At 55.1% G+C, this 20,380-nt stretch carries 18 protein-coding genes; 4 read left to right on the plus strand and 14 right to left on the minus strand.

Annotated features, from left to right (window positions below; all coding sequences use genetic code 11):
- Window positions 1–35: 35 nt before the first annotated feature.
- The 6 genes from nuoF to lrhA form a co-directional block, all read right to left on the minus strand.
- Window positions 36–1,373 (minus strand): NADH-quinone oxidoreductase subunit NuoF, encoded by a 1,338-nt coding sequence (gene nuoF / locus N6P30_RS16955; protein WP_008500209.1) that lies wholly within the window; start codon window positions 1,371–1,373, stop codon window positions 36–38.
- Complete coding sequence (gene nuoE, locus N6P30_RS16960) at window positions 1,370–1,870, minus strand: NADH-quinone oxidoreductase subunit NuoE (RefSeq protein WP_008500208.1); 501 nt, start codon at window positions 1,868–1,870, stop codon at window positions 1,370–1,372. The genes nuoF and nuoE overlap by 4 nt, the downstream gene beginning before the upstream one ends.
- Window positions 1,871–1,872: 2 nt before the next feature.
- Window positions 1,873–3,675 (minus strand): NADH-quinone oxidoreductase subunit C/D, encoded by a 1,803-nt coding sequence (gene nuoC / locus N6P30_RS16965; protein WP_008500207.1) that lies wholly within the window; start codon window positions 3,673–3,675, stop codon window positions 1,873–1,875.
- A gap of 89 nt (window positions 3,676–3,764) precedes the next feature.
- Complete coding sequence (gene nuoB, locus N6P30_RS16970; RefSeq protein WP_003861482.1) at window positions 3,765–4,439, minus strand: NADH-quinone oxidoreductase subunit NuoB; 675 nt, start codon at window positions 4,437–4,439, stop codon at window positions 3,765–3,767.
- Window positions 4,440–4,454: 15 nt separating this feature from the next.
- Window positions 4,455–4,895, minus strand: coding sequence for an NADH-quinone oxidoreductase subunit NuoA (gene nuoA / locus N6P30_RS16975; protein ID WP_006176516.1), 441 nt, complete (start codon window positions 4,893–4,895; stop codon window positions 4,455–4,457).
- A gap of 630 nt (window positions 4,896–5,525) precedes the next feature.
- The gene (gene lrhA, locus N6P30_RS16980; RefSeq protein ID WP_021241557.1) at window positions 5,526–6,464 is read right to left on the minus strand and encodes a transcriptional regulator LrhA; all 939 of its coding nucleotides are present in this window, start codon (window positions 6,462–6,464) and stop codon (window positions 5,526–5,528) included.
- A 938-nt stretch (window positions 6,465–7,402) separates the two neighbouring features.
- Here lrhA and alaA point away from each other — a divergent pair.
- Both alaA and yfbR read left to right on the plus strand, forming a co-directional pair.
- Entirely contained in the window at window positions 7,403–8,617 is a 1,215-nt protein-coding gene (alaA, locus tag N6P30_RS16985; RefSeq protein WP_008500204.1) for an alanine transaminase AlaA, read from the plus strand.
- 118 nt (window positions 8,618–8,735) lie between these two features.
- Window positions 8,736–9,335: a 5'-deoxynucleotidase gene (gene yfbR / locus N6P30_RS16990; RefSeq protein WP_008503531.1), complete on the plus strand. Its 600-nt coding sequence runs from the start codon at window positions 8,736–8,738 to the stop codon at window positions 9,333–9,335.
- An 80-nt stretch (window positions 9,336–9,415) separates the two neighbouring features.
- Here the strand turns inward: yfbR and N6P30_RS16995 are convergent, their stop codons facing one another.
- From N6P30_RS16995 to yfbV, 4 genes are all read right to left on the minus strand, one after another.
- A complete protein-coding gene (locus tag N6P30_RS16995; protein ID WP_021241559.1) occupies window positions 9,416–11,248 on the minus strand; it encodes an SLC13 family permease in 1,833 nt (610 codons plus the stop codon).
- A gap of 75 nt (window positions 11,249–11,323) precedes the next feature.
- Entirely contained in the window at window positions 11,324–11,983 is a 660-nt protein-coding gene (locus tag N6P30_RS17000; protein WP_021241560.1) for a sugar phosphatase, read from the minus strand.
- 11 nt (window positions 11,984–11,994) lie between these two features.
- Window positions 11,995–12,489, minus strand: coding sequence for a YfbU family protein (locus N6P30_RS17005; protein WP_008502874.1), 495 nt, complete (start codon window positions 12,487–12,489; stop codon window positions 11,995–11,997).
- A gap of 92 nt (window positions 12,490–12,581) precedes the next feature.
- A complete protein-coding gene (yfbV, locus tag N6P30_RS17010; RefSeq protein ID WP_008502875.1) occupies window positions 12,582–13,037 on the minus strand; it encodes a terminus macrodomain insulation protein YfbV in 456 nt (151 codons plus the stop codon).
- A gap of 337 nt (window positions 13,038–13,374) precedes the next feature.
- On the opposite strand from yfbV, the gene ackA reads away from it, so the two are divergent.
- Window positions 13,375–14,577 carry an acetate kinase gene (ackA, locus tag N6P30_RS17015; RefSeq protein WP_008502876.1) on the plus strand — a complete coding sequence of 401 codons (1,203 nt, stop codon included), beginning with the start codon at window positions 13,375–13,377 and terminating at the stop codon, window positions 14,575–14,577.
- 76 nt (window positions 14,578–14,653) lie between these two features.
- Window positions 14,654–16,795 (plus strand): phosphate acetyltransferase, encoded by a 2,142-nt coding sequence (gene pta / locus N6P30_RS17020; RefSeq protein WP_023294122.1) that lies wholly within the window; start codon window positions 14,654–14,656, stop codon window positions 16,793–16,795.
- 111 nt (window positions 16,796–16,906) lie between these two features.
- Here pta and N6P30_RS17025 read toward each other — a convergent pair whose 3' ends face one another.
- The 4 genes from N6P30_RS17025 to N6P30_RS17040 are packed head-to-tail and all read right to left on the minus strand — an operon-like array spanning window position 16,907 to window position 20,365.
- Window positions 16,907–17,860, minus strand: a complete 954-nt coding sequence (locus tag N6P30_RS17025; RefSeq protein ID WP_023294123.1) for a transketolase family protein — start codon at window positions 17,858–17,860, stop codon at window positions 16,907–16,909.
- Entirely contained in the window at window positions 17,853–18,683 is an 831-nt protein-coding gene (locus N6P30_RS17030; RefSeq protein ID WP_023294124.1) for a transketolase, read from the minus strand. The genes N6P30_RS17025 and N6P30_RS17030 overlap by 8 nt, the downstream gene beginning before the upstream one ends.
- Window positions 18,680–20,071, minus strand: a complete 1,392-nt coding sequence (locus tag N6P30_RS17035) for a PTS ascorbate transporter subunit IIC (protein WP_023617386.1) — start codon at window positions 20,069–20,071, stop codon at window positions 18,680–18,682. The genes N6P30_RS17030 and N6P30_RS17035 overlap by 4 nt, the downstream gene beginning before the upstream one ends.
- Window positions 20,072–20,092: 21 nt before the next feature.
- Window positions 20,093–20,365 (minus strand): PTS sugar transporter subunit IIB, encoded by a 273-nt coding sequence (locus N6P30_RS17040; RefSeq protein WP_003861447.1) that lies wholly within the window; start codon window positions 20,363–20,365, stop codon window positions 20,093–20,095.
- Between the last annotated feature and the right edge of the window lie 15 nt (window positions 20,366–20,380).

Here is a 20,380-nt window from a genome sequence, read left to right on the forward strand (position 1 = left end):
CGGTCGAAACCGAGCGTTAATCAAAATTCTTGTCGTTACCAGCGCGCTTTAAGCAGGTTCGGCTGAATCCCATTGATCGCATGGGTATTGCTGAACGGCTGCTTGATGCCTGCTTCGAACTCGTCGCGGAAATATTTGATCGCGCTCTGCAGAGGTTCGACGGCACCCGGTGCGTGGGCACAGAAGGTTTTACCCGGGCCTAAGAATCGACACAGTTGCTCAAGCGTTTCGATATCGCCAGGCTGGCCTTCGCCACGTTCGATTGCACGCAGGATCTTCACGCTCCACGGCAGACCATCACGGCACGGTGTACACCAGCCGCAGGACTCACGGGCGAAGAACTCTTCCAGGTTACGCACCAGCGAGACCATGCCGATCTCATGGTCGACGGCCATCGCCAGCGCCGTACCCAGACGGCTGCCTGCTTTACCAATGCTTTCGAATTCCATCGGCAGGTCAAGGTGGGCTTCGGTCAGGAAGTCAGTCCCTGCCCCACCCGGCTGCCAGGCTTTGAATTTCAGGCCATCGCGCATGCCGCCGGCGTAGTCTTCAAGAATTTCGCGCGCGGTGGTACCGAACGGCAGTTCCCAGACGCCAGGATTTTTCACGCGACCGGAGAAGCCCATCAGCTTGGTACCGGCATCTTTGCTTGAGGAGATGCCCTGATACCACTCCACGCCGTTCGCGAGGATAGCCGGAACGTTGCACAGGGTCTCGACGTTGTTGACGCAGGTCGGTTTACCCCACACGCCGGAGCTTGCCGGGAACGGTGGCTTGGAACGCGGGTTCGCACGGCGGCCTTCCAGGGAGTTAATCAGCGCGGTCTCTTCACCGCAGATATAACGCCCGGCACCGGTGTGCACGAACAGTTCGAAGTCAAAACCGGTGCCGAGAATGTTTTTACCCAGCAGGCCCGCTTCGGTGGCTTCGGCAATCGCGCGACGCAGGTTTTCTGCCGCTTCGATGTACTCACCGCGCAGGAAGATGTAGCCACGGTACGCTTTCAGCGCGAACGCGGAGATCAGCATGCCTTCCACCAGCAGGTGCGGCAGCTGCTCCATCAGCAGACGGTCTTTATAGGTACCCGGCTCCATTTCATCGGCGTTACACAGCAGGTAACGGATGTTCATGGATTCGTCTTTTGGCATCAGGCTCCACTTCAGACCGGTGGAGAAGCCCGCGCCGCCGCGGCCTTTCAGGCCAGACTCTTTTACCGCGTTAACGATGTCGTCCGGCGCCATGCCGCCAAGGGCTTTACGCGCACCGGCATAGCCGTTTTTGCTCTGATATTCGTCGAGCCATACCGGCTGTTTGTCATCACGCAGACGCCAGGTCAGTGGATGCGTCTCAGCAGTACGAATTACAGTTTTCATTTGTACTGCTCCAGCAGGTCAGGAATCGCTTCCGGCGTCAGATGGCTGTGAGTGTCCTCATCAATCATCATGGTCGGCCCCTTGTCGCAGTTACCCAGGCAGCAGGTTGGCAGCAGAGTAAAGCGCCCATCGAACGTGGTCTGGCCCGGCTTGATATTGAGCTTCTTCTCAATCGCAGCCTGAATGCCCTGATAACCGGTAATGTGGCAGACCACGCTGTCACAGTAGCGGATCACATGGCGGCCTACCGGCTGACGGAAGATCTGGCTGTAGAACGTGGCTACGCCTTCTACGTCACTTGCCGGAATACCCAGCACTTTCGCGATCGCATAGATCGCCCCGTCCGGCACCCAACCACGCTGTTTCTGTACGATTTTCAGCGCTTCAATGGACGCCGCACGCGGGTCTTCGTAGTGGTGCATCTCGTGCTCAATGGCGGCACGTTCTGCTTCACTCAGCTCAAAAGCCTCGGTTTGTGGTTGTTGATTCTCGTGCATAATTAGCGGTCCACATCTGACATAACAAAATCGATACTACCCAGATACACAATCAGGTCGGAGACCAGACTGCCGCGGATGGCGGACGGGATCTGCTGCAGGTGCGCAAAGCTCGGCGTACGCACGCGAGTACGGTAGCTCATGGTGCTGCCGTCACTGGTCAGGTAGTAACTGTTAATACCCTTGGTCGCTTCAATCATCTGGAAGGATTCTTGCGCCGGCATGACCGGACCCCAGGAAACCTGCAGGAAGTGGGTGATCAGGGTTTCGATATGTTGCAGCGTGCGCTCTTTCGGTGGCGGCGTGGTCAGCGGGTGATCCGCCTTGAACGGGCCTTCCGGCATGTTGTTGAGGCACTGCTCAAGGATGCGCAGACTCTGGCGCAGCTCTTCCACTTTCAGCATCACGCGGGTGTAGCAGTCGGAAACGCCGCCGCCCACCGGGACTTCAAAGTCGAAGTTCTCGTAGCCAGAATAAGGACGGGCTTTACGCACGTCGAAATCAATACCGGTCGCGCGCAGGCCAGCACCTGTTGTCCCCCACTCCAGCGCTTCTTTCGCGCCGTAGGCAGCAACGCCCTGGGAACGGCCTTTCAGAATGGTGTTACGCAGCGCGGCTTTCTCGTAAGAGGCCAGACGTTTCGGCATCCAGTCGAGGAATTCACGCAGCAGGCGGTCCCAGCCGCGCGGCAGATCGTGTGCCACACCGCCGATACGGAACCAGGCCGGGTGCATACGGAAACCGGTAATGGCTTCTACCAGATCGTAGATTTTCTGACGATCGGTAAAGGCGAAGAAGACCGGGGTCATCGCGCCGACGTCCTGAATGAACGTGGAGATGTACAGCAGGTGGCTGTTGATACGGAACAGTTCTGACAGCATGACGCGAATCACGTTAACGCGATCCGGCACGGTAATGCCTGCCAGTTTCTCAACGGCCAGCACGTATGGCATTTCGTTGACGCAGCCGCCGAGGTACTCGATACGGTCAGTATACGGAATGTAGCTGTGCCAGGACTGACGCTCGCCCATCTTCTCAGCACCACGGTGGTGGTAGCCGATGTCTGGCACGCAGTCGACAATCTCTTCGCCGTCGAGCTGAAGAATAATACGGAAAGCACCGTGCGCAGACGGGTGGTTCGGACCGAGGTTGAGGAACATGAAGTCCTCGTTGTCGGTACCGCGCTTCATGCCCCAGTCTTCCGGTTTGAAGGTCAGCGCCTCCATCTCCAGATCCTGCTTGGCTTTGGTCAGCTCAAACGGATCGAATTCGGTAGCACGTGCCGGGTAGTCTTTACGCAGCGGGTGGCCGGTCCAGGTCTGCGGCATCATGATGCGCGTCAGGTGTGGGTGGCCGTCGAAGGTCATCCCGAACATTTCCCAGGTTTCACGCTCGTACCAGTTGGCGTTCGGGAAAAGTTTGGTGATCGTCGGCAGATGCATGTCGTTTTCAGACAATGCCACCTTGAGCATGATATCCGTATTACGGTCTATTGAGATCAGGTGGTAGAAAACGGAAAAATCCGCAGCAGGGAGACCCTGGCGGTGCGTTCTGAGACGTTCGTCCATGCCGTGTAAGTCAAACAGCATGACGTATGGTTTTGGCAATTTCTTGAGGAAATCGACAACTTCCAGCAATTGTTCACGCTTCACCCAAACAACGGGTACCCCGGTGCGGGTAGCCTGAACAGTAAAGGCATCCGGCCCAAAACGGTTGCGCAGTTCGCCAATGACTGGGTCATCCAGATGATCCCGGGTCTGCCAGGCGGCTTCTTGCGCGGTTAAGTCGGTCATATTGTTCACCATTGCAAATGGTCCGTGGTGACTGTTGAGCCTGGCTTCGCGCTATTTGAGTAGTGATATGCGAAGGTGTTCTCCAGGCCTACAGGCGCAAATTAAATTTCGTCAGGCGTACGCAGATTGGTGACGGCAATACGTTCACCACGTTTACGCTCGCGCTCAGACTGCATGTTCGCGCGATACACACCCTGATCGCCAACGACCCACGACAGTGGGCGACGTTCTTTACCGATGGACTCCTGCAGCAGCATCAGCGCCTGCATGTAGGCTTCCGGACGAGGCGGACAACCCGGGATGTACACATCCACTGGGATAAATTTATCTACGCCCTGTACGACGGAATAGATGTCGTACATACCGCCAGAGTTAGCACATGCGCCCATGGAGATAACCCATTTTGGCTCCAGCATCTGGTCATAAAGACGCTGAATAACAGGTGCCATCTTGGTAAAGCAGGTACCGGCCACCACCATCAGGTCAGCCTGACGTGGGGAAGCACGCAGTACCTCTGCCCCAAAACGCGCAACGTCATGCACCGCAGTGAATGACGTCACCATTTCAACGTAGCAGCAAGAAAGGCCAAAGTTGTAAGGCCAGATGGAGTTCTTACGACCCCAGTTGACCATATCGTGCATGGCATGTTCGAGTTTGCCCATGTACACGCTTTTATTGACTTCTTGCTCCAGGGGGTCGGTTACGATCTCCTGTTTTTGCAGGGGGTAACGGTCATTCTCACCGTTAGGATCTATGCGGGTGAGCGTATAATCCATCTTATTGCCTCGCTGTTACTGCTGACGATTAGAGATACTGTTTTCCGGGTTGATGTGTTCACGACGTGAACGCGCAGGCGTCCAGTCAAGCGCGCCAATACGCACCAGATAAACCAGACCGGCCAGTAGCACTAAAATGAAAATTGCGGCCTCGACAAAGCCCACCCAACCACTTTCGCGAATGGAGGTAGACCATGCGAAGAGGTAAAGCGCTTCCACGTCGAAGATGACGAAGAACATGGCTACCAGGTAGAACTTGGCAGACAGGCGTAAGCGAGCGGTACCTACTGAATCAATACCTGATTCGAAAGGTGTGTTTTTGTGCCTTGCACGGGCGCGACCGCCCAGGAACCAGCCGCCGACTAACATCAGGCAGCACAGGCCAATGGCTACAATAAGAAAGATTGCGAATGCCCAGTGATGAGCGATGACTTCTGTGGATGTTGACATACTCATTGCTTACTCATCAAAAGTGATACCAACGACACTGCTCTTGCTGGCAGATGGGCATCACATCGATTCATGGGGAGGAACAAATAACCTTACACTAACTGTCAGAAATGAGACGTAGACAGCAAAATGATGGGGTTTTTTACTCCTTTCTATAACCTATTGTCAACTTTAACAAAGGTTTCTTCACATTAAATTACATCGAGCGATTCTCATTAACATTTGGTGCCCTTTAACCCTGGTGGGTACATGACTTTCCGTCAAATGTATGTTGTTGAATCGTGTCCGTTTCGGAAGTAAAAAAAATAACCCTCCTATTTTGACAGGATTTGCCAACGATTCCTCCCCCCAAATAGGAGTATTTTCTTGATCTGCGACACGCTTTTGTTAATTCAACCTGGAAAACGGCAACATATTTCCTGTTTTTTTAACATAGGGGGGATATGGATGAAGTTAGAACGGAAAACGGATGAGTTTTAATCAAAAGCATTTAGCTTATTGATAAATAGAGGGTATCCCGTAAATCCACGCGGCATACGCGGGTATTATTGCTAAAAAAAAGCCACTGCATGTGAAAATCACACGAGTGGCTTTTTTTTACACTTACATTTTGTTACCAGAATTTTGAGCTGGCGATCACTCAAAATCCCCTTCAACGATCAGGGAATCATCCCCCCCTTCTGAGGTAACGCGCTCGAACTGCCACGGGTTATGGTAGTTTTCCATCGCCTCGAACACCACCTTTGCCAGCTCGTTATGGCTGGACGAATTGTGGCAGAGCAGATATTCCGTATCCGGCAGCGCAGGCAGGCCATCAGATTTTCCCAGAACGCGCAGATCGGGGCTCATCATTTCTACCGGGCGGGCGGTGACACCCAGACCGGCTTTAACGGCGGCACGCACCGCTGGCAGCGTGGACGCCACATACGCCAGACGCCACGGAATATTGGCCTCATTCAGCGCCGTCAGCACCATATCGCGGAACGGGCTCGGGTCATCCAGTAACACCAGCGGCACCGGCTCGCCTTTTTGCAGCACGTATTCGGCCGCGCAATACCAGTGCGTAGGTGATGTACGCAGCGTCAGGCAATCAAACTGCCCGGGACGATGCGTGGTGACCACCAGGTCGACTTTATTCTCATTTAACATCTCAACCATAAAAGCATTACGCTTTACGCTAACGTCCAGCGCAAGCTTCGGATAAACCGAACTGATGCGATTGAGAAGAAACGGCAATATAGTATCCGCCGACTCATCAGATGCACCTAACGTTAGCACGCCCTGAAGGTTGCTAAACATTAATGACATACATGCTTCATCATTAAAGCGAAGAATTTTCCTGGCATAACCCAGAAGCTGAATACCGTGTTCCGTTAAGAGCTTATTACGCCCGTGACGGGCAAATAGCTCTTTACCAACCAGTTGCTCCAGCCGCTGCATTTGCTGGCTGACGGCGGACTGAGTTCGGCAAACGGCGGCAGCAGCTGCTGCAAAAGTGTTGAGATCGGCGACCGCAACAAACGTTCTCAGCAGATCGAGGTCGAGATTCATTATCGGACGATTTGCATTTATCATATCTATTCACTTTCAGGTTGCTCGTGCGGAGCTGCCCGGGTTGAAGCTGTGTGTGTACAGTTAAGCAATTCCCTCTGAAGATTTTCCCTCGCATCCCGGCCCGGCAGACTGCCTGACAGATAGTTATTGTGCTGCTTTATATCAACAGTCAGAAAGCACGTTTCATGACGTTATTTTTATTCTCTTAAACGTTCAGGATATTTAGATGTTCGCAGGTTTATGTAAATTACATTAAAGGTATAACACCTTTTCTGCCATCTGTATCGCAGCGCTGTCAACGTAGCAGGAGATGTGCGACACATTCCAGCCAGAGATAACTCTAACAATAACAATCAATTAATTCAGAAAACCAGTGTCAGATATACAAAAAACGTGCATCTGTCCTCTGCTTTCCTTGAAGACATCTTAACCCAAATCCACTTTATTTATAAGTCTTATTGCAATATTAAGGATTAAAGAAGAATGTTAAGCTTCTAAACTAATTTTATTAAAATTAACTAAAGTTGCATTTTATAGGTTAATAATAAATAAATTTTAATTTAGATTAAGACTATTCATTAATGGCACTTAACATTAATTTCACATGAGTAACTTTTATCCACAGTATGCTATTACAGAAACAGGTATCAAGCATTCAGGTTTTACGAAAAGTCACTCAGGGTGATTGCCACCTCTGTCCAGCTTACCACTTATTTTTAACAGCACATTATACAGTATTTTGGCAAATGGATAGCACATTTAACCTAACCTCTCGCTATGCGCGCAACTTTAAGACAGTGAAAAAGCGCACGCGCAGCGAAAAAGATTCATCAATAATTTGCTCCGGGCACAAAATCTTCTCCTGCACACCCTTCAAAACGAAGCGAGGGGGGAGTACATTATTCCGTGCTGACTTCCACGGCAGGGAGCGGCAATAATAGCGAAAAGGTTAAAGGTTCATGTCCCCTATCGAAAAATCCAGCAAGCTAGATAACGTCTGTTATGACATCCGCGGCCCGGTTCTGAAAGAGGCAAAACGCCTTGAAGAAGAAGGCAACAAGGTTCTGAAACTCAACATTGGTAACCCTGCGCCATTTGGTTTTGAAGCGCCGGATGAAATTCTGGTTGATGTGATCCGCAACCTTCCGACTGCACAAGGCTATTGCGATTCAAAAGGACTTTACTCCGCACGTAAAGCCATTATGCAGCACTACCAGGCACGCGGTATGCGTGATGTTACCGTTGAAGATATCTATATCGGCAACGGCGTCTCCGAACTGATTGTGCAGGCAATGCAGGCCCTGCTGAACAGCGGGGACGAAATGCTGGTACCCGCGCCGGACTATCCGCTGTGGACGGCTGCCGTATCACTGTCCAGCGGTAAAGCAGTGCATTATCTGTGCGACGAATCCTCCGACTGGTTCCCGGACCTGGATGATATACGCGCAAAAATTACGCCCCGCACGCGCGGTATCGTCATTATTAACCCCAACAACCCGACAGGCGCGGTCTACTCAAAAGAGCTGCTGATGGAGATCGTCGAGTTGGCCCGCCAGCACAACCTGATCATCTTTGCAGACGAAATTTACGACAAGATCCTCTACGACGCGGCGCAGCACCACTCCATCGCCGCGCTGGCCCCGGACCTGCTGACCGTCACCTTTAACGGGCTATCCAAAACCTACCGCGTGGCCGGTTTCCGCCAGGGCTGGATGGTGTTAAACGGTCCGAAAAAGCACGCCAAAGGCTATATTGAAGGGCTGGAGATGCTGGCCTCCATGCGTTTATGCGCCAACGTGCCGGCGCAGCACGCGATCCAGACCGCGCTCGGCGGCTATCAGAGCATTAGCGAGTTTATCGTGCCCGGTGGACGCCTGTACGAACAGCGTAACCGCGCGTGGGAGCTGATTAACGATATTCCGGGTGTCTCCTGCGTGAAGCCGAACGGGGCGCTCTATATGTTCCCGAAAATTGACGCAAAGCGTTTCAATATCCACGACGACCAGAAAATGGTGCTCGATTTCCTGCTGCAGGAAAAAGTGCTGCTGGTTCAGGGCACGGCGTTTAACTGGCCGTGGCCGGATCACGTGCGTATCGTGACGCTGCCGCGCGAAGATGACCTGGAAATGGCCATCAGCCGTTTCGGCCGCTTCCTCTCCGGATACCATCAGTAACGTTGCCTTTCTGCCGGGTGGCGCTGCGCTCACCCGGCCTGCAAAATCCGCAAATTTGCATCTTGCCTCCCCTCCCCGCACAATGAACGCCTGTCGCAGTGAAGACAAAAGGTAACCTATGAGTCAGAGTCATTTCTTTGCCCACCTCTCCCGCCTGAAACTCATCAACCGCTGGCCGCTGATGCGCAATGTCCGCACGGAAAATGTGTCAGAGCACAGTCTGCAGGTTGCGATGGTCGCTCACGCGCTGGCCGCGATTAAAAATCGCAAATTCAACGGTCAGGTTAATCCAGAGCGCATCGCCCTGCTGGCGATGTACCACGATGCGTCAGAAGTGCTCACCGGCGACCTGCCTACGCCGGTGAAATATTTCAACTCGCAAATTGCGCAAGAATATAAGGCCATTGAGAAAATTGCCCAGCAGAAGCTGATTGAGATGGTGCCCGAAGAGCTTCGTGATATCTTCGAGCCGCTTATCAACGAGCATCAGTACACGGAAGATGAAAAGTCGCTGGTCAAACAGGCCGACGCGCTGTGTGCCTATCTGAAGTGTCTCGAAGAGTTGTCCGCAGGGAATAATGAATTCTTGCTGGCGAAAACGCGCCTGGAAAAAACGCTGGAATCCCGCCGCAGCGAAGAGATGGATTACTTTATGCAGGTGTTTGTACCGAGCTTCCATTTATCGCTGGATGAGATCAGCCAGGATTCTCCCCTCTGATTTACGCCCAGCGGCGCTGCGCTTGCAGGGCCTGCTGGCTTGTTGGCCGGGTAAGGCGCAGCCGCCACCCGGCAAAATGCTCAGAACGGAAACAGGACCGGTATCAATACCACGCACACCACCATCACCAGCACGGTGAACGGCACGCCCAGCTTAACGAAATCACTGAACCGGTAGTTCCCCGGTCCCAGCACCAGCGTGTTCACGGGTGAAGAGACCGGCGTCATAAACGCCGCGGAAGCGGCCATCGCCACCATCATCGCAAACGGATACGGCGATACGCCCATGGACTTCGCCATCGCCAGGGCGATAGGTGCCATCAGTACCGCCGTCGCGGTGTTCGAGATAAACAGGCCGATGGTGGCGCACATGATAAACAGGCAGACCATCATCATGTACGGCCCATACCCGCCGCCCACGTCCATTAAGCCTTTAACGATCAGGTCTACCCCGCCGGTTTTTTGCAGCGCCAGGGCAAAAGGCATCATCCCGACAATGAGAATGATGCTCGGCCAGTGAATGGCCTTATAGGCGCTTTCGGCGTCAATGCAGCGGAATTTACCCATCAACAGGCAGGCGATGATTGCCGCTACCGGATTGGGGATCTCATCGGTCAGCATCAGCGCCACCATCAATACCAGGCAAAAAATCGCATGGGGCGCCTGGCTGTGCGCGGGCGACGCGTCGCTCTCCTCAACGGGCATGTTGAGCACCACAAAATCACGCCCTTTTTGCCCGAGCTGGCTAATCAGCTTCCAGTTACCGACGACGAGAAAAATATCGCCCAGCAGGATCGGCTCATCCACCACCGCCCCTTCCATCGCTACGCCATCGCGCTTCAGCCCCACGACGTTCAGACCGTAGCGGGTGCGGAACCCCATCTCCCGCACGGTTTTACCCAGCAGTTCCGACTCCGGGATCAGCGACACCTCGGCCATGCCGACATCCAGCGCCTGATCGGAGAAATACTCCCCGCGCAGCACCATCGGCTCCAGCAGCTGTTCGCTGCAAAACTCGCGCAGGTCCACATCCGCGGTGGACATATCAATCAGCAGGACGTCACGCGCGCGGAATTCCGACACCCCGTTGACGTTGACGATCACCCGGCGAAAACGTCGCCAGCGCTCTACGCCGATCACATTCGCGCCATAGCGCTCACGCAGCTTCAGGTCATCCAGCCGCTGCCCCACCATCGGCGAGCCGGGCCGGATCGCCAGACGGCGCGCGCGCCCGGTAAGGCGGTACTCCTTAATCAGATCGCGGAAGGTGCGTCGCTTCCATCCTTCTTTATTTTTGTCCTGTTTTTCACCTTTCAGGGCAAAACGGGTCAGCAGCATGTAGACCACGCCCATGACCAGAATGACCAGCCCAAGCGGGGTGACGCTGAAAAAGCTAAAGCCCTCAAATCCTTCCCGGATCAGTTCGCTGTTGACGACCAGATTCGGCGGCGTGGCCACCAGGGTCATCATGCCGCTGATAAGCCCGGCAAAGCTCAGGGGCATCATCAGGCGCGACGGCGAGCTCTGCATCCGCATGGAGACGCTCAGCACCACCGGGATAAAGATAGCGACCACGCCCGTGGAGCTCATAAACGCCCCCAGCCCGGCGACGGTCACCATCAGGTAGATCAGCATCTTGGTTTCGCTGCTGCCCGCCACTTTTACCAGCCACGCCCCCATAATGGTCGCTACGCCGGTGCGCACCAGACCATCCCCGATGATAAACAGGGCGGCAATCAGGATAACGTTGGGATCGCTAAATCCGGAGAAGGCTTCCGGCAGCGTCAGCGTTCCGCTGAGCACAAATGCGACGATAACAAACAGGGCGACGGCGTCCATGCGTACCTTGCCCGTGGCAAAAAGAATGATGGCGATTAAAAGCAGGCTCAGGACCCAAATCAGTTCACCGTTCACAACCTATCCTTGTCAGTGGAAGATGAGGAATTTTGCCATAAAAAAGCCCCAGCAATGTGGGGCCATATCATGGGATTACATTTTTAGCGAGACGGTTACAACTCCGTCAGAGGCTTTTGAAACAGACAGTGCCGTCAGTGAATCCAGCACCAGGTCTGCCTCGTCCAGGCGGGGAGATTCCGCCGGAACGTTAACTGCGATGACGTGGCTTCCTGCGTTCAGCCCGGCCAGTACGCCAGCCGCCGCATCTTCGACCACCACGCACTCTGCAGGGTCCAGGCCCAGCAGTTCAGCGCCCAGTAAAAATGCGTCAGGCTCCGGTTTACCCCGCTTCACGCGCTCCGCCGTGATAAACACGTCCGGCGTCGGCAACCCTGCAGCCTTGTGCCGGGCGTGGGCCACCGGCACGGAACCGGAGGTGACAATAGCCCACGGGATCTGCGCCTCGTTCAGATGCTCAAGCAGTTCGCGCGCGCCCGGTAACGCGGTGATGCCGTCCGTATCGGTGGCTTCAATGTGTTCCAGGTACTTGAACTCCGCCTGAATGTCCTCCTCAGAGCGTCCGGCCAGGAAGTGCCGTAGCGAGGTGATGGCCTGTTTGCCATGGATAAAATTCAGCACGTCCTGATGGTCGATGCCATGTCTGTCAGCCCAATGGCACCAGGAACGTTCCACAACCGGCAGCGAGTCCACCAGCGTACCGTCCAGATCAAACAGAAAACCTCTACACTGCACACGCACCTCCGTCAGGCATTAATGATTTGTTGAATTTCGTTGCTGCTTAAATGGTACTGACGCGGGCAGGCGTGCCACGCGCTCAGCATACGCTGATATTTATCCCACATCGGGGTCTGCGCGTTGAAGCCGTGGGTGCCCGCGTCAAAGTGGGTATAACGCCCTTCTGTATTCACCATAAAGCGAACATAGCTCAGATAACGCGCTTCCGTTGCGGCATCAAAGCCTAAGAAGGTCACGCGGCGCTCGTCAATGGACTGCTGATCTTTGAGATTCGTCCAGGACACATGCAGGGCGTGATACATCTCCATAATGTCGATCACGATGCGACAGGTTTCTTCTTTCAGCTCGCCAAACTCGCGGTCCAGTTCGCGCATTTGTAGACCAAAGCCGCGTTCGACGATGGTTTGCAGGCGGCTGTAGCGCGCAGCGTTATCGGGATCAAGCATAGTCATCATCTTGTACTGGTTAGACAAAATCAGACGTTGAGCATGGGTCATTTCCATCTTTCGACTCCTGTAGCGCATTGCACTTAAAAAAAAAGACACGGTAACTGATTGTTACTGTGCCCTCTTTTCTTGGTCGTTTCGATGATCAATCACAAGTCATCGAGGAATGTTTTATCCAGTTGCTTAAATGCACGCTTTAACGTGTCCGCCAGCGCCTGGTAATCCGGCTTGCCTTCCACCGGGGCGAGCGCCTGCCCGGCCTCTTCCAGTTTACCGCGCACTTCATAAAACCAGTGTAAAATAGAAGGGGGAAGTGGCGTGATGGAGCGTTTACCTAACCACCACAGGCCCTGCATTGGCAGGCTTAATGCGAAGAGCGCCGTGGCAACGGCAGGTCCAAGCTGTCCACCGAGCGCAATTTGCCAGCACAGCGTAAAGATAGCGACAGGCGGCATAAAGCGAATCGCATAGCGCGTGGCGCGGATGGTGCGATTCTCAATAAACATCGGCGCAAGGCGCTTTTCCATCGGCCACGTCTTTGCGTAATGCTGTCCCCGACGAAACAGGCTAAAGAAATTAACGGACGGGTTCTCTGGTGTCGACATGGCTGTACCTCAACTTCACATATAAAAATTAAAATTTTCGTGCAAAACCACAACAAGCTATGACAACGTTCAAAATATTTTGTCATCACTACCCCGTATCGGGTATCCTGTGCCAGCCTGATAGGGCCTTAGACGAGAATCATTAGCTCGTCAAATTATTGCATATTATGCCATTGGCTGAAAATTGTGCAAAATGGCATAAAATCATAGTTATTTCTTCCATCATGCCACAATGTTCGTTTGGCATGATGTTAATCATAAATGTCCGGGTCATCATGCGTTACGCTGTTAGACTCACTGACGTTTTTTTAGCCACGTATCAATAATAGGTACTTCCATGTCGAGTAAGTTAGTACTGGTTCTGAACTGCGGTAGCTCCTCACTGAAATTCGCCATCATCGATGCGCTCAACGGTGACGAATACCTCTCTGGTTTGGCCGAATGTTTCCATCTGCCTGAAGCACGTATCAAGTGGAAGATGGACGGCAGCAAACAAGAAGCGGCTTTAGGTGCAGGCGCCGCTCACAGTGAAGCGCTGAACTTTATCGTTAACACTATTCTGGCACAAAAACCAGAACTGTCTGCTCAGCTGACTGCGATTGGTCACCGTATCGTCCACGGCGGCGAAAAATACACCAGCTCCGTGGTGATCGACGACTCTGTGATCCAGGGCATCAAAGACTCTGCCTCTTTCGCACCGCTGCACAACCCGGCTCACCTGATCGGTATCGCTGAAGCGCTGAAATCCTTCCCGAATCTGAAAGACAAAAACGTGGCCGTATTCGACACCGCGTTCCATCAGACCATGCCGGAAGAGTCTTACCTCTATGCCCTGCCATACAGCCTGTACAAAGAGCACGGCGTACGTCGTTACGGCGCGCACGGCACCAGCCACTTCTATGTGACTCAGGAAGCGGCAAAAGTGCTGAACAAGCCGGTTGAAGAGCTGAACATCATCACCTGCCACCTGGGCAACGGTGGTTCTGTTTCTGCTATCCGCAACGGTAAATGTGTTGATACGTCCATGGGTCTGACCCCGCTGGAAGGTCTGGTGATGGGTACCCGTTCCGGTGACATCGACCCGGCGATCATCTTCCACCTGCACGACACCCTGGGCATGAGCGTTGACCAGATCAACAAAATGCTGACCAAAGAGTCTGGCCTGCTGGGTCTGACCGAAGTCACCAGCGACTGCCGTTACGTTGAAGACAACTACGCAGAGAAAGAAGACGCTAAACGTGCAATGGACGTTTACTGCCACCGTCTGGCGAAATACATCGGCTCTTACACTGCGCTGATGGAAGGCCGTCTGGACGCGGTTATCTTCACCGGTGGTATCGGTGAGAACGCGGCAATGGTTCGTGAACTGTCCCTGGGCAAACTGGGCGTTCTGGGCTTCGACGTTGATCACGAGCGTAACCTGGCTGCCCGCTTCGGCAAGTCTGGCTTCATCAACAAAGAAGGCACCCGCCCTGCTCTCGTTATCCCAACTAACGAAGAACTGGTCATCGCGCAAGACGCGCACCGCCTGACTGCCTGATTCCACACCGCCAGCAATGCTGGCGGTGCTGTTTTGTAACCCGCCCGATTTGGGCGGTAACGAAAGAGGATAAACCGTGTCCCGTACTATTATGCTGATCCCTACCGGAACCAGCGTCGGCCTGACCAGCGTCAGCCTTGGCGTTATCCGTGCTATGGAACGCAAAGGCGTTCGTCTGAGCGTCTTTAAGCCAATCGCCCAGCCACGTGCCGGTGGCGATGCACCAGACCAGACCACCACCATCGTTCGCAAGAACTCCAATCTGCCGGCGGCTGAACCGCTGAAGATGAGCCACGTTGAGTCTCTGCTCTCCAGCAACCAGAAAGACGTGCTGATGGAAGAGATCATCGCCAACTACCATGCTAACGCGCAAGACGCAGAAGTGGTGCTGGTTGAAGGTCTGGTTCCAACCCGCAAACACCAGTTTGCCCAGTCTCTGAACTTCGAAATCGCGAAAACCCTGAACGCAGAGATCGTTTTCGTGATGTCTCAGGGCACTGACACCCCGGAACAGCTGAACGAGCGTATCGAACTGACGCGCAGCAGCTTCGGCGGCGCGAAAAATACCAACATCACCGGCGTGATCGTCAACAAGCTAAACGCGCCAGTTGATGAGCAGGGCCGTACTCGCCCTGACCTGTCCGAGATCTTCGACGACTCGTCCAAAGCGAAAGTCATCAAAGTTGACCCGGCTAAGCTGCAGGAATCCAGCCCGCTTCCGGTTCTGGGCGCGGTGCCATGGAGCTTCGATCTGATTGCCACCCGTGCAATCGACATGGCGCGTCACCTGAACGCGACCGTGATTAACGAAGGCGACATTAACACCCGTCGCGTGAAGTCCGTGACCTTCTGTGCGCGTAGCATTCCGCACATGCTGGAACACTTCCGCGCAGGTTCCCTGCTGGTGACCTCCGCAGACCGTCCTGACGTGCTGGTTGCAGCCTGCCTGGCCGCAATGAACGGCGTGGAAATCGGTGCGATCCTGCTGACCGGTGCCTACGAGATGGACCCACGCGTCAGCAAGCTGTGCGAACGCGCGTTCGCTACCGGCCTGCCGGTCTTTATGGTGAACACCAACACCTGGCAGACCTCCCTGAGCCTGCAGAGCTTCAACCTGGAAGTGCCGGTTGATGACCACGAACGTATCGAGAAAGTACAGGAATACGTTGCGGGCTACATCAACGCAGACTGGATCGAATCCCTGACCGCGACCTCCGAGCGCAGCCGCCGTCTGTCTCCGCCAGCCTTCCGTTACCAGCTGACCGAGCTGGCGCGTAAAGCGGGCAAACGCGTTGTTCTGCCAGAAGGCGACGAACCACGTACCGTTAAAGCGGCGGCTATCTGTGCAGAGCGCGGCATCGCGACCTGTGTGCTGCTGGGTAACCCGGATGAGATCAACCGCGTAGCGGCCTCTCAGGGCGTTGAGCTGGGCGCTGGCATCGAAATCGTTGACCCGGAAGTGGTTCGCGAAAGCTACGTTGCCCGTCTGGTTGAGCTGCGTAAGAACAAGGGCATGACCGAAGCCGTTGCGCGTGAGCAGCTGGAAGACAACGTGGTGCTGGGCACGCTGATGCTGGAGCAGGACGAAGTTGACGGCCTGGTTTCCGGTGCGGTTCACACCACGGCGAACACCATCCGTCCACCGCTGCAGCTGATCAAAACCGCGCCAGGCAGCTCTCTGGTGTCTTCCGTGTTCTTCATGCTGCTGCCTGAACAGGTTTACGTTTACGGCGACTGCGCGATCAACCCGGATCCAACCGCAGAGCAGCTGGCAGAGATCGCTATCCAGTCCGCAGACTCCGCGACCGCTTTCGGTATCGAGCCACGCGTGGCGATGCTCTCCTACTCCACCGGCACATCTGGTGCAGGTAGCGACGTAGAGAAAGTGCGTGAAGCGACCCGTATTGCGCAGGAAAAACGTCCTGATCTGATGATCGACGGCCCGCTGCAGTACGATGCCGCAGTCATGGCTGACGTTGCAAAATCCAAAGCGCCGAACTCGCCGGTTGCAGGTCGCGCTACCGTGTTCATCTTCCCGGATCTGAACACCGGTAACACCACCTACAAAGCGGTACAGCGTTCTGCCGACCTGATCTCCATCGGGCCAATGCTGCAGGGCATGCGCAAACCTGTGAACGACCTGTCTCGTGGCGCACTGGTAGACGATATCGTTTACACCATCGCGCTGACAGCGATCCAGTCTTCGCAGCAGCAGTAATCTATTGCCGGATGGCGCTTCGCTTATCCGGCCTACAAAACCGTAGGCCCGGTAAGCGCTAGCGCCACCGGGCAACAAAAAGGCGACCACTTAACTGGTCGCCTTTTTTATTTACAGCAGCTCGCGCGCCGCCGATACAATGTCATGTGCCGTCAGGCCATACTCTTTCTGCAGGAAATCCTGCGTTCCCACCTGGCCGTAACGCTCCTTGACCCCGACCCGCCGCATCGGCACCGGGCAGGTTTCCACCAGCACTTCTGCCACCGCCGACCCCAGCCCGTTGTGAATGCTGTGGTTTTCACAGGTCACGATGCGCCCGGTTTTCTCGGCGTAGTTTTTCACCAGCATCCGGTCGATGGGCTTCAGGGTAAACATATCAATGACCGCCGCGCTGACGCCCTCCTGCTCAAGCTGCCGCGCCGCCTCAAGAGCTTCTGCAACCATGATGCCGTTGGCAATCAGCGTAATATCGCTCCCCTCGCGCAGCACGTTACCTTTTCCAATGGTGAAGGTGGAGCCCGGCGCATACACGCTCGGCGCCTGCTTACGAATGGTCCGCACCCAGTAGAAGCCGTCGAGATCGATAAGCTGGCGCAGCACGTCCTCAAACATCACCGCGTCGGTCACCTCCAGCACCACCGAATGCGCCAGCCCGCGCACAATGCCCATATCCTCAAACGACATATGCGTTCCGCCGTTGTGGCAGGCCGTCACGCCCGCGTCTGAGGCAATCACCTTCACGTTGTTGCGCTGATAGTCCAGGGACATAAACAGCTGGTCAAAGCAGCGGCGGCTGGCAAAGGCGGTGAAGGTGTGAACGAACGGCTTGCGGCCGGTAAGCGACAGCCCGGCTGCCGTGCCGATGACGTTAGCTTCCATAATGCCGCAGTTAATCACGTGCTGCGGATAGTCGCGCGCCACGCCGTCCATCGCCATCGAGCTCATCAGGTCGGCTTCAAGCGCAATGATGTCGCTTCCGGCCTCAATCTGCTTTGCCACGAAGCCCGCGTAAACTTTACGCATCTCAACGGCGTCTTTCTGTCCTGCCGGTGCAACCTTAATCATGTGAAGCCTCCAGTTGGCGAATCGTCTCATTGAGGGCCGCTTTGCTCTCCGCGGTCAATCGCAGGTGGTGCGAGTTGCTGAGCTGTTCCAGGTACGGCACCCCCTGCCCCTTAATGCTATCGAGGATGACGACTAACGGACGCGCATCGGCAGTCGGGACCCGCGACGTCACCGCCAGCAGCGCCGGAATGTCGTCCCCCTTGACCGTCACCACGTCAAAACCAAAGGCGCGGAATTTGCCCTCGAGGTCGAACGCGCAGATGATCTCGTCCAGCTCGCCGTCGAGCTGCTGTTTGTTCCAGTCGACAAATACCGTCAGGTTGTTCAGGCGATGGTGGGCAATAAACTGGAACGCCTCCCAGCACTGCCCTTCGTTCAGCTCGCCGTCGCCGACGATGCAGAAGACCCGATTCGGCCGCCCTGCCAGCCTGTGCGACAGCGCCATGCCGCCGGCGATGGAAATCCCCTGTCCCAGCGAACCGGTGGTAGCATCTACGCCGCGCGTTTTCAGACGGTCCGGGTGGCTCGGCAGGCGCGTCCCGTTTTGGTTGAGCGTGCTCAGCTCTTCTGTCGGGAAGTAGCCCTTGATCGCCAGGGTGCTGTAGAGCGCGGGGCCCGCATGGCCTTTTGACAGCACGAAATAGTCTCGCTCCGGCCAGTCCGGGTCCGCCGGGTCGATTTTCATCACCGCGCCGTACAGCACGGCCAGGGTTTCAACCACCGACATGCTGCCCCCGTAGTGGCCAAAGCCCAGCTGCGTCAGGGATTTCAGCGTCTCCAGGCGGATCTGACGCGCGAGTTCGGTTATCTCTTTCTCATTCATGATTTGGCTCCGGTGTTTTCCTGCGCGTTACCGCCCGCAGGTTTGTTTTTCGCGAAGACGTTGTACGCCACCAGCAGCGCGAACAGCGCCACGACCAGCCCGGTGATAGCCAGCGGCGACAGGAAGCGCGCCAGGTTGCCGAGCACAATCCCAACCGCACCGAAGTCGGCGTCAGAGAAGGTGGTGTTGGCAAAGCCAATGGCGCCCAGTACCGGCAGCAGCAGGACCGGCAGGAAGGTAATCAGCAGGCCGTTGGCAAAGGCGCCAATCATCGCCCCACGACGTCCGCCGGTGGCGTTACCGAACACGCCCGCGGTTGCGCCGGTGAAGAAGTGCGGCACCACGCCCGGGAGGATCAGCACCCAGCTAAACTGACCGCAGATGAACAACCCCACAATCCCGCCGAGGAAGCTGAACAGGAAGCCAATCAGCACCGCGTTAGGTGCATAGGGATACACCACCGGGCAGTCCAGCGCAGGACGCGCGTTCGGCACCAGTTTTTCCGAGAAGCCGGTAAAAGCCGGGACGATTTCCGCCAGAATCAGGCGTACGCCCTGAAGGATGATGAATACGCCCGCCGCGAAGGTGATAGCCATGATGATGGCGTACACGAGGTAGTTCTGACCGGCGCTGAAGGTGGCCTCGACGTACTCGCGCCCGGCGCTCACCGCCATGATCAGGTAGATAATCATCATGGTCAGGGAGATGGAGATCGAAGAATCGCGCAGGAAGCTCAGGTTCTTCGGCAGGTTCATCTCTTCGGTGGAGCGGGAGCCTTTGCCGACTTTGCTGCCAATCCAGCCGGACAGCACGTAGCCCAGCGTGCCGAAGTGGCCGAAGGCAATCTCATCGTTGCCGGTAATGCGCTTCATGTAGCGCTGCGCAATCGCCGGGAAGAAAGCCATGATCAGGCCGAGGATCAGCGACCCGGTAAAGACCAGCCCTACGCCTTCAAAGCCCGCCACCGTCAGGATCACGCCAATCATGCACGCCATATAAAACGTATGGTGTCCTGTCAGGAAGATGTACTTCAGGCGGGTAAAGCGGGCGACGATAATATTCGCCACCATCCCGAAGGCCATAATCAGCGCGGTCGCTGCACCGTATTTTTCGAGTGCAATGGACACAATGGCTTCATTATTTGGAATAATGCCCTGAATAGTAAAAGCGTGTTCAAACATGCCGCCTAACGGATTTAATGATCCCACCAGCACGGTGGCACCGCCGCCCAGTACAATAAAGCCCAGAATAGTTTTAATGGTCCCTTTCACCACATCTGAAAACGCTTTTTTTTGCGCAACCAGACCGATTAACGCAATTAAGCCCACCAGCACCGAAGGGACTTTTAAAATATCAACAACGAAATTCAGCGTTTCAAGGATAAACATATCCACCTCGCCTTATCAGGGTTATTGTCTTTCGAACCAGGCGCGCAGCTGCGCTTCAAGTTCGTTGATGTCGATGATGTTGTTGATCACCACCAGCTGGCTCTCCGGCACGCTGGCGCTGGCCGCAATGTCTTTTGCCATCACGAACAGATCGGCCGCGCCCGGCGTCGCCGAGGAGAGATCGGAGTGTTCAACCTCAGCCTCGATCTCCAGCTTTTTGAGCACCTTTTTAATATTCATTTCGACCATAAAGCTGCTGCCCAGGCCAGAACCGCAAATAGCCATGATTTTCATTGTTGTCCCCTTATT

It is taken from the genome of Enterobacter sp. PL1 (genome assembly GCF_945957325.1).
In the GTDB taxonomy this organism is placed as follows: domain Bacteria; phylum Pseudomonadota; class Gammaproteobacteria; order Enterobacterales; family Enterobacteriaceae; genus Enterobacter; species Enterobacter roggenkampii.

What these genes read in the sequence shown, in the direction of transcription:
- nuoF (WP_008500209.1), bottom strand. Translation starts at nt 1,373, where the DNA reads ATGAAAACTGTAATTCGTACTGCTGAGACGCATCCACTGACCTGGCGT.
- nuoE (WP_008500208.1), bottom strand. Translation starts at nt 1,870, where the DNA reads ATGCACGAGAATCAACAACCACAAACCGAGGCTTTTGAGCTGAGTGAA.
- nuoC (WP_008500207.1), bottom strand. Translation starts at nt 3,675, where the DNA reads ATGGTGAACAATATGACCGACTTAACCGCGCAAGAAGCCGCCTGGCAG.
- nuoB (WP_003861482.1), bottom strand. Translation starts at nt 4,439, where the DNA reads ATGGATTATACGCTCACCCGCATAGATCCTAACGGTGAGAATGACCGT.
- nuoA (WP_006176516.1), bottom strand. Translation starts at nt 4,895, where the DNA reads ATGAGTATGTCAACATCCACAGAAGTCATCGCTCATCACTGGGCATTC.
- lrhA (WP_021241557.1), bottom strand. Translation starts at nt 6,464, where the DNA reads ATGATAAATGCAAATCGTCCGATAATGAATCTCGACCTCGATCTGCTG.
- alaA (WP_008500204.1), top strand. Translation starts at nt 7,403, where the DNA reads ATGTCCCCTATCGAAAAATCCAGCAAGCTAGATAACGTCTGTTATGAC.
- yfbR (WP_008503531.1), top strand. Translation starts at nt 8,736, where the DNA reads ATGAGTCAGAGTCATTTCTTTGCCCACCTCTCCCGCCTGAAACTCATC.
- N6P30_RS17005 (WP_008502874.1), bottom strand. Translation starts at nt 12,489, where the DNA reads ATGGAAATGACCCATGCTCAACGTCTGATTTTGTCTAACCAGTACAAG.
- yfbV (WP_008502875.1), bottom strand. Translation starts at nt 13,037, where the DNA reads ATGTCGACACCAGAGAACCCGTCCGTTAATTTCTTTAGCCTGTTTCGT.
- ackA (WP_008502876.1), top strand. Translation starts at nt 13,375, where the DNA reads ATGTCGAGTAAGTTAGTACTGGTTCTGAACTGCGGTAGCTCCTCACTG.
- N6P30_RS17025 (WP_023294123.1), bottom strand. Translation starts at nt 17,860, where the DNA reads ATGATTAAGGTTGCACCGGCAGGACAGAAAGACGCCGTTGAGATGCGT.
- N6P30_RS17030 (WP_023294124.1), bottom strand. Translation starts at nt 18,683, where the DNA reads ATGAATGAGAAAGAGATAACCGAACTCGCGCGTCAGATCCGCCTGGAG.
- N6P30_RS17035 (WP_023617386.1), bottom strand. Translation starts at nt 20,071, where the DNA reads ATGTTTATCCTTGAAACGCTGAATTTCGTTGTTGATATTTTAAAAGTC.
- N6P30_RS17040 (WP_003861447.1), bottom strand. Translation starts at nt 20,365, where the DNA reads ATGAAAATCATGGCTATTTGCGGTTCTGGCCTGGGCAGCAGCTTTATG.